This window comes from Pedobacter sp. WC2501, from assembly GCF_052682415.1.
The window spans coordinates 2,049,480-2,064,755 of record NZ_JBQZFI010000001.1; the positions used below are offsets into that span (position 1 = coordinate 2,049,480).

Below are 15,276 nucleotides of genomic sequence, written 5' to 3' on the forward strand. Positions count from 1 at the left end.
TTAGTTAGCTATATTTGATATTAACAATATTGGTTTTATGAAACGTATATTCCTGTTCCTCTCTATTACTACCATTTGTTTGTCACTGCACGGGCAGCAAACAGTCCAGTCCGGTGCCTTTCATCCTGAGCGTTTAGCCCGGATAGACCGGGTGGTTCAAAGTTATATCGATAGCAATTGGATTGTCGGGGCAGTATGCCTGGTTATGAAGGATGGGAAACCTGCTTATTTTAAAGCATTTGGTATGGACGATAAAGAAAAAGGAAGGCCGATGCATAAAGATGCCATATTCAGGATTGCATCCCAAACCAAAGCCATTACCAGCACAGCGGTGATGATGTTATGGGAAGAGGGAAAGTTTCTGCTTGATGATCCGGTATCTAAATATATTCCCTCATTTGCCAGGCCTAAAGTGCTCGATAAGTTTAACGAAAAAGACAGTAGTTATACCACTCTGCCCGCTAAACGCGAAATTACCATCCGAGATCTGCTCACGCACACTTCCGGATTAGGTTATGCACAGATCGGTTCGGCTAAAATGCAGGCCATTTATGCCAAGGCTGGTATACAGGCCGGATTTTCTGACCATAAGCAGCTTTTGGCTGATGCTGTTAATAAACTGGGCACTTTGCCCCTGGAATATAACCCTGGCGAACGTTTTAATTATAGTTTAAGTATTGATGTTCTGGGAAGGCTGGTGGAGGTCACATCCGGTATGACTTTAGACAGGTTCTTTGCCGAAAGAATATTTGCACCCCTGGGAATGAACGATACCTATTTTCATCTGCCTGAAACCAAAAGGAGTAGATTGGTAAACGCATATACCGAAGATGCGAAGACCCGTAAGCCAATTAAATGGGTTGATGGTACATTTCCGGGCAGTTCGATAAATTACCCGGTGAATAATAATGGTTATTTCGCAGGTGGAGCCGGATTGGTGTCTACCATAACTGACTACGCCGCTTTCCTGCAACTGTTTATCAACAAAGGAAATTATCAAGGTAAGCAATTGCTGGCCAGGCACACTGTTGATGTGATGACCAGGAACCAGATCGGGGATATTTCATTGGGTGATGATAAGTTCGGAATTGGTTTTCAGCTTACAACAGCTAAGGGAAGTGGCAAATTAGGCTTATCTGAAGGAAGCATTTCATGGGGAGGTTTTTTCGCAACCTCATACTGGGCCGATCCAAAAGAAAAACTTTCGGGACTTTTATTCCTCCAGCAGTGGCCATTTAACCACGGTGAGCTCAGCGACAAATATAAATTGCTGGTCTATCAGGCACTGAATTAATGTAAAACAAAGCTGAGGATGATGAAGGGACAAGAAAAGATAATTTTAAAATGAATTTGCTGGTATTTTTACAGCTTAGCACTGTTCAAAGGTTACTAAACGATTAATTTCGTATTAATAGGGGAACTAACCTCAGAAAGCATGTATGACCGTTTAAAAAATCTCTTGTCGCTGCCTTTCATCTTTTGCCTCGTGCTCTTGATCCTTAACGACTTCCTGCTAAAAGCTACTTTTCATAATGTACTTACGGGTAAACTTTCCGATTTCTGTGGATTATTTATTTTCCCGGTTTTTTGGTCGGCCATCTTTCCTAAATTTAAATCATGGATCTTTATTATCAGTGGCATATTGTTCGTTTTCTGGAAAAGTGAATATGCTTCCGGACTGATTGAATTAATGAATACCATCTTTCCCATCGAGCGGACTGTTGATCTTACCGATCTGCTGGCCTTACCGGTGTTGTTGCTGGGCTGGTTGCATCTCAAAGGCAGACCTCAGCTTGCATTGAGCAACTCCCTATTGCCTCGCCTGGGTACTGCATTTATCGCCCTCGTTACCATTTTCTCCTTCTGCGCTACCAGTCAACAACGGTATGTGCAATCTTTTGACCTTCCCCAATATGTGCTTTTACGATCAGCTTTAACTCCAGAAGTTAATCTTTATAATGAATTTGAATTTTACAAGATGGATTCGTTGCTCGTTGTTAAAGTCAACTACCAGTACATCAGCCGGCCTGTTATGGACGATGACTATAATAAGAATCGTTCCCTCGAAGATCTTGATGTTAACACTTTAGCACGGATAGGAGATAGTGCAAGCCTGATGCCTCCGGGAGAAATCACTGCTTTGACCGTTGAGACTCCACAGGGCAAAGATTCTTTAAGGTTTAAAGGCGGACGGCTAGATGGCAGGTTCAGCAGGACAAAAAACGGTAGGATGATTATTGAAGGCTTCTATAAGATGGGCATTGAAGACTCCATTTGGATCTTGAAGGATAGCACCAGCAATGCGGTACTTAAGCAAGCCATTGTGAATGGGGAGCGAACCAGGGTTGAGCAGTTCCGGGATGGTAAGTTGGTTTCCTCGACCGGTATCAATACCCGGGCAGACAGCATTAGGAATATCTACATCAAGATTGGAATGCTGGTACTGTGCATGCTCGGTATTATCCTCATGTTACGCCGGAATTACCGCAAGACTTTTCCTAACCAACTTGTGCTCAAACGATATTGGAAATGGCTGTTATGCCTGGTCTCGCCAATTTTTGTGTGGCTATTCTACCTTGGTTTGAGCACATTGCTCATAAATTACAGTCCTGATATCTTCGAAACCCTGGCGGCCATTATTTTCATCTTTATGGCAACTTGCCCGCTGATGTTTGTTGCCGTTTTTGGGATTAAGCTGAGAAAGGAAATCGACATTGTATTGTATTGCCTGTTACTGGGGCTTGCATGCAGTATCTGGACAATAAGCGGTATCCTTATTGAGCTTAGTAATTAGCTTAATTTGCCTGCCAATTTATTCAGTCAGAAATGCAAACTTCCACCTATGTATTAGATACCTCACAGGAATTTCACGATGGAAAGAACCGATTCTTTTTAGCCGGTAGTACTTTCCTGATCAGCAAAATCGTCAGGTGTGTAGGTAACCCTTGCAAAGTTCCTGGTGATGAGTTCTGTTTCTACAACTATTCCGCTTTTAAACTTGAGAATTTTATCTCGCCAGATTTCATTTTTCCTGTAGAATGCTTCATCTATCTTTAAAAATTGATGGTCTTTTTCAACAATGTGATAAGCGTAATCAAGTTCATTGTTAATGCGGAGTTCTCCTTCTAAACATTTGTCTGTAAACCACAGGTTGATTTGAAAAGTGTGTTCCGTATGATTTGTAAATTGGTAGTCAAGGTAATTGTAAAAAACCGTTGCCCCACTTCCAAAAGGCAAAACCCTTCCGTCGTCTGGAAAGGGATCAAACGAATGATGATGGCGCTCTGTAACGGTCAGCGGACTGTGGATTACCAGCCAATGGATTAAATTGGAGATTTGGCAAATGCCGCCGCCAATTCCTGCTCTTGCTTCGCCAAATGTCAGTTCCATTCCGGGTAAATACCCCTTTCGTTTTGTCGGTAAACCAACGAGTTTACAAAACGAAAATGTCTCACCTGGTCGAACAAGTACGCCGTTAATTTGCCTGGCCGCAATATTTAAGTTGGTTACTTTGTTAACCTGCAGTTGCATATCGCTGTCACCTAGTTTTTTAAGCAGTACAGATTGGTGTTTTTTTACTCTGAAGGCAAGTTTGTTGGTTGTTAGCTGGTAAGCATATTTTTTATTGTCAAAATACCAGTCGGCATAACGCCTGAATCGTCTTGCCCAAACGGCTAAAAAGTATAAAATCGGGTGTCGTTGACTTAGTAATTTTCTCTGTTTCAATGCTTCAGTATATTTACTCATTGAATTATCTGATTAAAAACGATAGCTCACTGTAATTCCAGGTTTTGCATCTTCAACAAGCTTTTGGTGTTTTCTATAAATTAGTTTATTGCTGTTTACTTGATTTTACCCACATAAGCTTGCTGCTATTGGAATAGCGGTAAACATCCGTCCACCAGGTTGCGCCACCCCGGCATGAGGACATTAGAAGCTTGTTCTTTTTATCTAATGTCACATCACAAAGGCCCGAGCATTTTCCCTGGGGTGCATTGGGCTCTGCCAGGAGCTGAAAACGCTTCGATTTAGGATTGTATAGATAGATACTGAAAGTACGGTAAACGCCCATGCCCTCGTCTGGTATTGAAAATGCGACATCATCAAAACCATCGAAATTGTAATCTGCAATCGTACCAAGCCGCCGGGGATCGGGATGGTCAAACCCTGGAAGCTGGCTGGTTTTAGTGCTGCCGTCGCTATAGCTGAAGACGAGCAGGTTGTCTGAAGTATGGCGGAAAGAGATCAGTACATCATGAAGAAGATACTTGTCAATTCTTGCCTCGTCTCCCGGTGCTATAATCTGCTCCAACTGAAACTGCTTGCCATCTTTACTTCGTTTGTACCATATTCCTGATAATTTTCCAGCTTCCTGCGTAAGTCCGTAACTGCCGGTTGCCTTTCCTCCGATCACTTCATCCCATACATAAGTCACTTTTGGTGCTGCTAAACTTCCATGATTGCTGCGGGTCTTTAATCGGAGTGAGATAATGCCTTGCTGACCACGGTACTGGACAAATGCCCCCTTGCCTTCAGTGCCAAAGTAAATGTCAAGACTGAAAGGCTTGGCCATGTTTGTTGACTTGAGTGAAAATGGTTGGGCGACTGCCTGGTAAAATAATAATACCAGCACCATTAGGGAGAGCAACTTCTTAAGCATCGTTTTTTAGGTTTTATTTCTCTTTTGCATTTATTGTGCCATTAATTTTTTTAAAAATAAATGAAAAATGTGAAAGATTTTAGAATCCGACTTCAAGATAACTGCTGTAGGCTTTTTTCCGCTCACCAGATGCAACCCTACATCATTACAAAAGGAATCGGTAGATTTTTTAGATGATTATGCAATTATTTTGTAGGTCAGACCCAGCAGCGAATCATATTGTGAAAACTAAATGTAGCCGGTTGATGTTAGATATCTTGAAGTAAATCAGTTAATTAAGTGCAAATAACGAGTGATTTCATATATTGCTTAATATCTTTGCTTAACAGGTAAATAGTCACAGGATAAATATGAATACTAGAAGAGATTTTCTGCAAAAAATGGGTGCATCAGCATTGATGTTGCAATTGGGGTCGATATCGGCATTTGCGAACGCTCCCGATCAGATCGAACAGCCTTATGAGGGTAGGGTACTTAGGGTAGCTATTATGGGTTTAGGTGGATATGGCACCCGTGTAGCAGAAGCGATGAAAGCTTGTACCAGGGCGAAGCTGGTCGGTGTAATTAGTGGTACGCCTTCAAAAATTAAAGAATGGCAAACAAAGTATAACATCCCGGAAAAGAATTGTTATAACTACGACAACTTTGACCAGGTTAAAAACAATCCGGATATAGATGCGATTTATGTGATTACGCCAAATGCACTGCACCATAGTCAGGTTATCCGGGTTGCAAAAGCAGGAAAACATGCCATATGCGAGAAGCCGATGGCATTGAATGCCAAAGAGGGACAAGAGATGGTTGATGCCTGTAAAAAAGCAAATGTAAAATTACTGGTTGGCTATAGGCTGCATTTTGAGCCTCATACACTTGAAGTGATCCGGATGAAAAATGCAGGCGACTTCGGTCAAATCAGGTTTTTCCAGGGACAATGTGGTTTTAAAGCAGGTGATCCTATGCAATGGCGATTAAACAAAACGCTTGCAGGAGGTGGATCAATGATGGATATTGGCATCTATGCCATTAACGGAGCCAGGTATATGGTGGGTGAAGAGCCAATCTGGGTGACGGCTCAGGAAACCAAGACCGACCCTGTAAAATTTAAAGAAGGGGTAGATGAAACCATACAATTTCAATTGGGTTTTCCGAGCGGTGCGGTAGCTTCCTGCTTGTCTAGTTATAACATCAATCACCTGGATAGATTTTTTATGAGCGGCGATAAGGGATTTGCAGAAATGCAACCGTCTACCGGTTATGGACCGATCAAGGGTAGAACACATAAAGGTGAACTCACGCAGCCCATCACTACCCATCAAACTGTACAGCTGGATGAAATGGCAAGTATTATTTTTGAAGATAAAAAGCCGGTAGTTCCTGTAAACGGCGAGGAAGGTTTGAAGGATCTTAAAATTATTGATGCCATCTACCAGGCCGTAAAAACAGGAAAACAAATCAAACTAACTGCTTAAAAAGGGAGGATTAGGCTCCTTTAGCCTAATAAAGTAAAAGCGGTATAGCTCATTTAACCTTATCGCCTCTCCATTTAGTCTTAGGCGTATTGCTAAGACTAAAGTCAAATTGATTATAGATAGACATTAAAATAAAGCCCATCTTTCGATGAGCTTTTAATCAGTAATGATTAATTTATTGTTACTTAAAAATCGGTTGATTGATCTGAAACTGCTAATCTTCCGCATCAGTCTAAATTGTCTGCAGCCCTGTAAAAAATGTCTGAAATGGACGGCATTACGGAGTAATTTAATTCCAATTGCTTCAAAAATACCTAAAAACCGGTATATTTTGCTGCCTGCAAGGGTTTTATCTTTGCCTAACCTTTTGGGAGGCTTTATGAGGCTGTCTAAAAGAAGAATTTAATTCTTTGATCAATTTTAATCTTATCTACATGAAAAAACAATTATTTGTGCTGGCTGTCTTTATGGCTACCGGCATTGTTGCAATGGCCCAGTCAGCATCAAAAGGCAAAAAAGTATTGCCCAAAACTAAAGTTGAACGGGAAAGCAAGGTTTCTGCAAAAAATACGACTTCAATTAGGGCCTACGGAAAAGGCGATCAATTGCTGAATGTTGGTATCGGTATAGGCAGTCCGTTTTTTGGTTCAGGTTACGCTGCATCGCTGCCGGTAAATCCCAGTGTTTCTTTCGAAAAAGGTATTACCGACGAAATTAGCGTGGGTGGACAATTGGCTTATGCCAGTTCGAAATATGATTTAAATACAGCAGGCGCAAACTATAGCTTCAAACAGAACGCGTTTTACATTGGTGCCAGAGGTTCCTACCATTTTAACGAATTGCTTGAGCTCGCCCCTAAATTTGATGTGTATGGCGGAGCGAGTCTGGGCTACGTTATTGCCAGTGTAAGTGACAGCGAAGGTTTTAATGGTGCTACAGGCAGCGGCATTGGCTTTGGTTTGTTTGCGGGCGGTAAGTATTACCTTTCTAACCATACAGCTCTTTTTACAGAACTCGGCTACCAGAGCCTGGGATTGCTTAACGTGGGTGTAGCTTTTAAACTTTAACGATTAAAATAGTTACTATAAGGAATTTACACAAATTATTAGCGCTATTACTATAGTCAAACTAATTATAGATCAATATTACCAAAAAAGCTCATCTCGATGAGCTTTTTTGGCTATGAAAAAAAGCCAAACGAACACCCTCCATGTATTTTATTGCAGAGCACCGTTGGATAAGAAATTACTTAGCTAAGTAGGTCATGCCACCATCAACAAGGATTTCGGTGCCAAGCAAGAACGAATATTTTTCAGAAGCAAGGAAGACCGCTGTTTTAACGATGTCTGAGGGTTGCCCGATTCTGCCTATCGGCATCACATTGCAAATTGTGTTTTCACAGCATCGATCTGTTCTGCTGGAACGAACTTATCAAATGCAGGGGTGTCTGTAGTACCCGATGATATTACATTTACCCTGATCTCTCTTGCTAACAAGTCGTTTGAGAAGCTTTTCGCCAAAAAGATCACTGCAGCTTTGCGGCGCCGTAAAGCCATGGTTTTAAATTATTTTAGCGGGTAATGATTTAGTAGGTTTTTTTTGATGTGGTCGATATTATTCTTCATTCATTTTAAATATTCGTGAATAGCCTTTAAATTCTGTGTTTTTTAAATTTTCTTCGATTACTCTTTTTGCGATGTCAAAGTCTACAACTATACAACCAGCTTCCATTGTTCCGCTTCCAATACTACCACCATCAACATATCCAAGTGCAGTCCAACCTAAAAGTTCGTTTAAGTGGTTTTCAAGTCTATGGCGTTTATCAAGGTCTTCATCTGTACCGAAGCCGTCGATAATATATTCAACTTCTAAGAAAACCATTTTATCATCATCAAATTCTGTATAGCCTTCTTTCAATTTAGCATCAATTTCCTTTTGCACTTTCGTGCGAAAATTTGAAAAAAGCCCACCGGTAACTTTATTTTGTTTGCCAGGTTCTCCAACAACACCCCAATGTATTGTTGCTGTTTTTCCGTCATCCCATGTCTCCCAGTAATGAAGCTGATTATTTATTAATTTGTAAAGCTTAAGCATGTTAATTTTGATTTCCTTTCAATTCTCTTTTTTTAATGAGTGGATAATTTTGATATTGTTATCCATTTACATAATTAATAAACGTGTTGGTGCCTTCCATCCGTTCTAAATCCGTTCCAATTGGAAGGTTAAGATATGGAATAATTGCATTATCATAGTTTGCGATGGTATCTACTCATTCTGTTCGTAGCGTCTCGCTAAGACCCTGGTAAAATCAATCTATAACAAAAAAGAACATCTTTCCATGAGCTTTTAATCAGTAGAGTGAAGCGGCGAAAGTTCGACCTTATTTGAGCATTGTGAAGATATAATAAATTTTAAGAATTTGGGTAATAACGTGCTAAAGGTGAATATCAAGAGAAGAAGCAATAGCTAGAAAACTACTCATTGTCAACCTAATCCATTTAATGCCACTTATACTTTAGCAGTAGTCTTTCTATAATTTATGATAAATAACCTCACTGTCATTAAAGCTTTCTGTCTTAGGCTTTTTTGTTTTCATACAGAAGTGTGATAATTTGCAGAATTTCTGGCTCCTCTATCGTTTTCAGTACAAAGTTGGCTTTCTGATATTGGTTTAAAACATTAAGTTTGTAAAAAAATCATGTATAAGCTTTTTGCATTTTTAACAGTCCTGTTTATCTTAGTATCCTGCAAAAAAGGCAAATCACCGGAAGTGTCTTTTAAAGAAAGTATGGTGCAATTAAGTACGCACAACCTGGCAACCTATTCCATTGGGTCAGGCAGTAAATACCTGGTTGTTTTTGAATCTGGGCTTGGCAATGACCATACAATATGGCAAACTAAGAGAGTAGCAGAAGATATTGGTGCTAAAATGGACGTGGTGGTTTATGACAGAGCCGGCTATGGAAAATCTACTATTGATAATACACCAAGAGATATTAGCAGACTTAGTATTGAGCTCAAATCAGTAGTGGACAAATATGCTAATGGACGAAAGTTGATATTGGTTGGACATTCTTTAGGAGGCATGGTTATAAGGGATTTTGCCATTAAAAATCCAGGTATGATTGCAGGTTTATTGTTCGTTGATCCCTCACACGAAAATGTTCTTCGCCTTAACCAGGAAGCTGAAGATATACTTTATAATTCTATCAATGCCAGTAATGGTCCAAATTTTGGAGGAACGAAAGAAACCAGACAATTAATTGAAGATACGCAATACATGGCAACCCTACCCAATCTGCCGAATGTTCCAGTGGTTGTTTTGACTGGTATGAAATCAGATCCCGGTTCAACGGGAAACACCCAGGATTTGTATAACGCCCACGAATTGTTAAAAAGTGGTGTTACTGACTTTACTCATATCATGGATACAAATTCTGGACATTTTATTATGATAGATAACCCAGGTCTTATCATTGAAAAATTTAATCTGTTGATTTCTAAATTGCCATAAAATCAGGTTTTTTACACAGCATAATATGTATACATTATCAATGAAGGCTTGATTTTCAAAATAAATGACTTCCATTATTACTCGTTCTGGTCGTAGCGTCTCGTTAAGACCCTGGAATTGAATTTAAATTATCTCACATGAAGCCACGTTTTTTCATAGTAATTGCAGTTGTAGGTATAGCATATATGGCATACGGGTATTTAGACCAAAAAAATAAAGATAATCAGTTCAGTAAAGCATGTATGGGAAATCTTAAAGTTAATACTCCTTTAACTTTTGCCTTAAAAAACAATAAAAATATTCCGGAACTAAAACTGCAAATTATCAGGGGTGGTAAAGTAGTCGACAGAGTAATCGTAAAAAAAACGATGAAGGATGATTACCTTTATGAGGATGGATGCTCGGTTTACGATACGCTTAGCATCATGATTAACAAGAAAATCTATTCAATCTATGGCTTTCAGTATCATGCGGTAACTATTAATGATAAAAAGGGACTCGAATGTAAGTTCAAAGGAGCGTTTTTGAATCAGAAATGGAACGAAGGATATATTTTTGAACTCAATTAATATCGCTCAAAATCAAAATTTGCCGTTGAATTTTTTACAGAGAACGTTAGCGAACGGTTCTTATTACATGATTATAAGTTCTCTCAAAATGATAGATCTCAATATAACGAATTGAAATAAATTTTGCCAAAAAAAAATGATGAACAAAACATTTTTGCTACTAGTTATTACGTTTTTTTTGACTTCCTGTAAAGCACAAGAATATGAAACCGAACCCTTCGATTTAAGCACCTTAAGTTTTAAGTTAAATTCTGAAGAATTCTATTCAAAATCAATGGATAGGAAAAATAATAAATTTACAAGTGACAGGCAGTATGTAGAAAAGGATACGCTAAATGAGTATGATCTGGATTGGACCGGGAACAAAAATAAGATTTTTGGAATTCAATATAGGGTGGTCAGCTATTCGCCAAAAGATACTGTTGCATTCTACAAAAACTTGACTTTTTCAAGATTACAAACCTTAACAACAGCGCAAGGAGATTTAATGCTTATGTCGGCAACTGGAAAGGGTTCAGATGACAATATTAAATCTTTTATCCAAGAACTTACAGCTGAATATCCAAATCCTTCGATAAAAGCAGAGGAATTTTCCTTTTTTAAAACCTATCATTATACCTGGAAAATAAACGATAGAATCATACAGTTGGTTAGTAAAAACAAAATAGACTTTGATCAAACACCACATCAGGTCATCACAGAAAAAGAAAAAAAAGACATCATAGAAATTGAGAAAAACAGGAGGGATGAAATACATCTATATATTTGCAAATCAGATTATGAACAAAAATTAAGAGGAAAATTGAACAGTGGAGAATTTTCAGCCTTCAAATAAAACATTAAGAGGCTTTCCTTGTCATTTCCGTTGGGGACATGATTTTTCAGGTTTTTCTAAGCTGTTTAGCAATACAATCTAAATGGCCAAAATTCAAACTTATCGTTATGAAAGAATTCACAGGTATGTTAATGATTTTAATCGTGTTTATTTGCGGAACAACTGCTTCCGTTATACATCCCAATGTGCAGCATAAAACCCAAAAGGCTGACACAACAATAATTTTAAATGATACTTTATCCTTATATTATGGTTCCTATAACAGGACGATGAAACTATGGTATAATCTTCACATCATTAATAAAAAGAAACGTTTAAAAGTGGGTAAAGGAACTGGATATAATGGCACCGGAAGTGAACTCTTTGCTGCACTGTCACCCAATGCAAAATACGTGGTAGTTGATGCGATTATCAAAGGGTACGTGTATCAAACTGATCAAGATAGTTCACTTCATGAAAACTACGCTTGTGCAATTATTGATATCAATAAAGCAACAATAATTAAACAAATGCAACAAGATTGTGATGGGGCGTGGAATAAAAAGAACCAGTGGGTTTCTTCTTCCGGAAAAGTAGTTTTTAGTCAAACTAAGGAAATAAAGAAAAACCGGGGTCAATAAATCATTTGCATATGCACCGTTTTCTTTCACATTACATACCTACACATAAAATTAATATATTTTGCTTTACTGTCTTGTTTATGCTTTCTTGCCATAGTAATGCTCAGATCAACAGAGCAATAAACAAAAAAGCAAACGTTAAAGATGATACATCTTTTTTCTCTGCCACAAATAAAATCAACTGCCTAAGTCTGCCATTTGGATATACTGATCTCTCGAAAAGATTAACCATTGATTCCGTTCTATCTGCCATACAGGATGAAAGTAAATTAAAAGAAATCAATTCGTTAAAGTTTGAGAAAGTAATCAAAAAGGATCTTTTATTACTTCCTGAAGAATATGATGTTTTTCTGCCATTTGCTAAAAATTTTAATGAAAAATACGACCAGATTAAAATTGCATCTCAATTTCTGTGTTATAGAAACTATACAATCCATTTTGTCGCTGTTTTTAATACCATCCGTTATGCCATACCATTTATTGAAAAGATTTATTTAGTTTCAACAAAAGACAATAAGCCTGTTGATATGATGCGGATATATCTTCATCATGAAGGAGAAATGGGGTTTTCAAACTATACGTTATTCAACATAGATAAAAACTATATTATTTCTCTGCAGGATTATGAATTTACAGAGTATCCGTTTAAACTAAAACCTTTAAATAAATACCAGGTCCTGAGTTCTGGAAAATTCTCAAGATATTATGACCATGATGGCCCTTATAAAGATAATAAAGAAGAAGGATTGGTGAAAAATCACCTCAAAGAAGGAAAATGGATAGAATTTAAACCCAATGGTGATGTGGATTTAAAGAAATATCCAGAATTTACTGATTCATATACCTATTTGGAAGCAATGTATAAAAATGGTTTGCCGATCGGAAAATGGACATTTTATAAATTATTGCAAATATATAGCGAAGAAACCGGAGAACCCATATTAAACTCAAGGAAAAAAGGGCAATTAATTTATACAGAGGCCTATAGAGAGGGGATATTAGAGAAACGAGAATTAGCCGGCAACAATGCAAATCGTTTTTAAGTATGTATGCGCTCTTGTGGCGAAATATTCATCATCCAAAATTCTTGTCTTATCAAAACTCCACCATTTTTGATAATTGAGTATGTTGAGAATATTACCACCCTGTAATTAGACAGATTAAAAAGTTTGTTTATACAACTTTGTTAGTTGCGGCTCCCATGAAACAGACCAGTTTAACAGGGCCATTAATGGATCTGCGGTGCTGATGCCAAATTCTGTCAATTCGTATTCAACTCTTGGTGGAACCTCTGGAAATACTGTCCGAACGACCATTCCGTAATTGATTAAAATTTTTAGCGTTTGATTGAGCATTTTCGGTGATATGCCCTGAATTTGCCGTAGTAATTCGCTACTACGCTTACTCCCCTGCATTAATGCCATCAAAATCAGCAAGGTCCACTTATTAGCAATCAGCGTTAATGACTGATTCAGGATACAACTTTCATCCAAACTGGATTTCAACAATAAAGATTGCTGTAACTTAAAATAATTTTCATTTTTTTCTCGCTGTCCTTTGATTATTCCGTCCATATATTACTTTAAAGTGCTTATGCCACTTACAGGTGCCTTATTGCAAATATATAGTGTGGACTTTACTTTTGTACATAAACGTAAGAATTATGACATTGGAAAATACAACTGGCCACCAGATTTTGCTGAATTTATTGAGTGCTTTTAACCAGGACACGGAAGCTGTTTTATTGCTTTTTGATCCATTGGCAACAGTAGAATATCCTTATGCGAGATCATTAGGATCAGCTTATCAATTGACGATGGATGACTATAGAAAACACCTGGATAATATCCTTGGGGATATGCCGGATATTATATTCACAGGATTAACTGTTTATCCATTGAATGAGCCAGATTCCTATTGGGCGGAATTTCATGGCGAAACAACCGTTCCTACAACTGGAGCATTGTATCAACAAGATTATGTTGTCAATTTTAGATTAGAAAATGGAAAGTTTATTTACTACAAGGAATATTGGAATGTGCTCCCTGTTTTAAAGGCTTTGATGGGAAGAGAGCAAGCGCAGCAGATAATTAACAAGCCTATATACTAATCCTATGAAGAAAATAGCAATTGCGGCTGCTACAGGTAATATTGGCAGCAGTGTGGCAAGACAAATCGCCTCGCACGGAGCAACAGCTTTGTTGTTAGGTCAAAACCTGAAAAGATTAGATGATTTGAACATTAATGGGGGATCTTCAGTAGTTGCAGACATCAGTAATATGGAAGAGGTGATTGCGGCAACCGAAGGTGCGGAAGCTTTGTTTTGGCTTGTTCCGCCGGTACTTACCAAACCTGGTTTAAATGAATGGTACCAGAAGGTGACTGATGCAGGTATTGCTGCAGTTAATCAAAACAAAATTAAAAGGGTTGTTCTGGTTTCTTCGCTCGGTGCAAGTAGTTCGCCAAATCTGGGAACAGTAAGCTATTGCGGTGAAATGGAAGTCGCTTTTGACAAGCTGGATGCTAGCGTATTGGCTTTAAGACCAGGTTATTTCATGGAAAATTTTATGCTACAGGCAAAAGATATCAGTGAGAAAGGAATTTTTACTTTTCCTTATGACAGCGAACATGATATTCCTTTTGTTAGTACAGATGATACTGCTGAGGTGGCAACGCGCTATCTGCTTGATGAAAACTGGGCAGGACATTGGAAATTAAACCTTATGGGGCCTGAAAATATAACGTTAGCACAAGCAGCGTCTCGCTTATCCGCCCGGATAGGTAAGTCAGTTAAGTATGTAAAGCAATCTGGTGAAGAGGTAAAAGCGCAGCTGAGTAGCTGGGGATTGTCTGAGCGTGTACAGCAGGAATTGACGGATTTATTTTTTGCCTTGGGTGATCCAAATGGAGTCTATGCCACACCTCGCACCATAGAGGCATCTACATCTACAACTTTCGAGCAGTTTTTGGAGCGGAAACTCCTACCTTTGCTTTAAGTATATGTGCTTGAAACCGTTATTTGCCATCCAATTCAAAATATCTATTTGTGTTAGCATTTAAATAAGTTTTCGCTGGCTCGATATCGAATTAAAATTAATCGTCAAATTGTGAAATACTTTAAGATAATTGTCCTCTGTTTTCTCATAGCCTCAGTTTTTAGCTTCAGCGGTGTGTTTGTGCTGCAATCCACCAGTTTGATTGGTAAAGCAGATTCAGATTTTAAAAACCTACCATATGGTATCGCTATCGGTATTAATCTCTGTCTTTTTCTTGGAAGCTTTACCATTTTATTGAATCTTCAGGAACATGTTAGAACTAACATCCTATATAAGGCGCTAAGTTTTTTTCTGCTACCGTGCATATTTATATTATTTTTATTATTGGTCATGTGGGATCAGCCTTGGCCAGGCGTGCTATTTTGCGTTCCTTACCTTATTTTCTTATTTATCTTTTTTGTTCGTTCAAAAAAACAAGATAACAGGAATTATAAAAATTGAAATCGATTTTGAGTATTTGCGGATACTGCTCCTATTTGCACCAAATACTTTCATGATTTTGTAGGCATTGTAGTATCAATTTCACGCAGCAATTCAATTCACTTGCGCCACT

17 protein-coding genes are annotated in these 15,276 nt (G+C 38.2%); 11 read left to right on the forward strand and 6 right to left on the reverse strand.

Annotated elements, in window-relative coordinates:
• Positions 1-37 precede the first annotated feature (37 nt).
• Positions 38-1,294: a serine hydrolase domain-containing protein gene (locus ACUN24_RS08925; protein ID WP_445562170.1), complete on the forward strand. Its 1,257-nt coding sequence runs from the start codon at positions 38-40 to the stop codon at positions 1,292-1,294.
• A gap of 141 nt (positions 1,295-1,435) precedes the next feature.
• A complete protein-coding gene (locus tag ACUN24_RS08930; RefSeq protein WP_445562171.1) occupies positions 1,436-2,794 on the forward strand; it encodes a hypothetical protein in 1,359 nt (452 codons plus the stop codon).
• Positions 2,795-2,892: 98 nt separating this feature from the next.
• Here the strand turns inward: ACUN24_RS08930 and ACUN24_RS08935 are convergent, their stop codons facing one another.
• Together ACUN24_RS08935 and ACUN24_RS08940 are read right to left on the reverse strand one after the other, a co-directional pair.
• Positions 2,893-3,747, reverse strand: coding sequence for a VanW family protein (locus tag ACUN24_RS08935; protein ID WP_445562172.1), 855 nt, complete (start codon positions 3,745-3,747; stop codon positions 2,893-2,895).
• An 85-nt stretch (positions 3,748-3,832) separates the two neighbouring features.
• Complete coding sequence (locus ACUN24_RS08940; protein WP_445562173.1) at positions 3,833-4,573, reverse strand: XAC2610-related protein; 741 nt, start codon at positions 4,571-4,573, stop codon at positions 3,833-3,835.
• A 437-nt stretch (positions 4,574-5,010) separates the two neighbouring features.
• On the opposite strand from ACUN24_RS08940, the gene ACUN24_RS08945 reads away from it, so the two are divergent.
• Complete coding sequence (locus ACUN24_RS08945; protein WP_445562174.1) at positions 5,011-6,129, forward strand: Gfo/Idh/MocA family protein; 1,119 nt, start codon at positions 5,011-5,013, stop codon at positions 6,127-6,129.
• Between the two features lie 434 nt (positions 6,130-6,563).
• Positions 6,564-7,196, forward strand: a complete 633-nt coding sequence (locus ACUN24_RS08950; RefSeq protein ID WP_445562175.1) for an outer membrane beta-barrel protein — start codon at positions 6,564-6,566, stop codon at positions 7,194-7,196.
• Between the two features lie 178 nt (positions 7,197-7,374).
• On the opposite strand, the gene ACUN24_RS08955 is transcribed toward ACUN24_RS08950, so the two are convergent.
• Genes ACUN24_RS08955 through ACUN24_RS08965 form a run of 3 tightly spaced genes read right to left on the reverse strand, consistent with a single transcriptional unit; the run spans position 7,375 to position 8,223 of the window.
• Positions 7,375-7,506: an SDR family oxidoreductase gene (locus tag ACUN24_RS08955; RefSeq protein WP_445562176.1), complete on the reverse strand. Its 132-nt coding sequence runs from the start codon at positions 7,504-7,506 to the stop codon at positions 7,375-7,377.
• Positions 7,506-7,685: an SDR family oxidoreductase gene (locus tag ACUN24_RS08960; RefSeq protein WP_445562177.1), complete on the reverse strand. Its 180-nt coding sequence runs from the start codon at positions 7,683-7,685 to the stop codon at positions 7,506-7,508. The genes ACUN24_RS08955 and ACUN24_RS08960 overlap by 1 nt, the downstream gene beginning before the upstream one ends.
• A gap of 58 nt (positions 7,686-7,743) precedes the next feature.
• Complete coding sequence (locus tag ACUN24_RS08965; protein WP_445562178.1) at positions 7,744-8,223, reverse strand: hypothetical protein; 480 nt, start codon at positions 8,221-8,223, stop codon at positions 7,744-7,746.
• A gap of 604 nt (positions 8,224-8,827) precedes the next feature.
• Here ACUN24_RS08965 and ACUN24_RS08970 point away from each other — a divergent pair.
• The 5 genes from ACUN24_RS08970 (at position 8,828) to ACUN24_RS08990 (ending at position 12,710) form a co-directional block, all read left to right on the forward strand.
• Entirely contained in the window at positions 8,828-9,643 is an 816-nt protein-coding gene (locus ACUN24_RS08970; RefSeq protein ID WP_445562179.1) for an alpha/beta fold hydrolase, read from the forward strand.
• 137 nt (positions 9,644-9,780) lie between these two features.
• Complete coding sequence (locus ACUN24_RS08975; RefSeq protein WP_445562180.1) at positions 9,781-10,212, forward strand: hypothetical protein; 432 nt, start codon at positions 9,781-9,783, stop codon at positions 10,210-10,212.
• 136 nt (positions 10,213-10,348) lie between these two features.
• Positions 10,349-11,047 (forward strand): hypothetical protein, encoded by a 699-nt coding sequence (locus ACUN24_RS08980; protein WP_445562181.1) that lies wholly within the window; start codon positions 10,349-10,351, stop codon positions 11,045-11,047.
• Between the two features lie 107 nt (positions 11,048-11,154).
• Complete coding sequence (locus ACUN24_RS08985) at positions 11,155-11,667, forward strand: hypothetical protein (RefSeq protein WP_445562182.1); 513 nt, start codon at positions 11,155-11,157, stop codon at positions 11,665-11,667.
• An 80-nt stretch (positions 11,668-11,747) separates the two neighbouring features.
• Positions 11,748-12,710 (forward strand): hypothetical protein, encoded by a 963-nt coding sequence (locus ACUN24_RS08990; RefSeq protein ID WP_445562183.1) that lies wholly within the window; start codon positions 11,748-11,750, stop codon positions 12,708-12,710.
• Positions 12,711-12,827: 117 nt separating this feature from the next.
• Here ACUN24_RS08990 and ACUN24_RS08995 read toward each other — a convergent pair whose 3' ends face one another.
• Complete coding sequence (locus ACUN24_RS08995; RefSeq protein WP_132401847.1) at positions 12,828-13,241, reverse strand: winged helix-turn-helix transcriptional regulator; 414 nt, start codon at positions 13,239-13,241, stop codon at positions 12,828-12,830.
• Between the two features lie 89 nt (positions 13,242-13,330).
• Here ACUN24_RS08995 and ACUN24_RS09000 point away from each other — a divergent pair, with 89 nt between their 5' ends.
• The gene (locus tag ACUN24_RS09000) at positions 13,331-13,777 is read left to right on the forward strand and encodes a nuclear transport factor 2 family protein (protein WP_445562184.1); all 447 of its coding nucleotides are present in this window, start codon (positions 13,331-13,333) and stop codon (positions 13,775-13,777) included.
• A gap of 4 nt (positions 13,778-13,781) precedes the next feature.
• Positions 13,782-14,663 carry an NmrA family NAD(P)-binding protein gene (locus ACUN24_RS09005; RefSeq protein WP_445562185.1) on the forward strand — a complete coding sequence of 294 codons (882 nt, stop codon included), beginning with the start codon at positions 13,782-13,784 and terminating at the stop codon, positions 14,661-14,663.
• Positions 14,664-15,276: the final 613 nt, after the last annotated feature.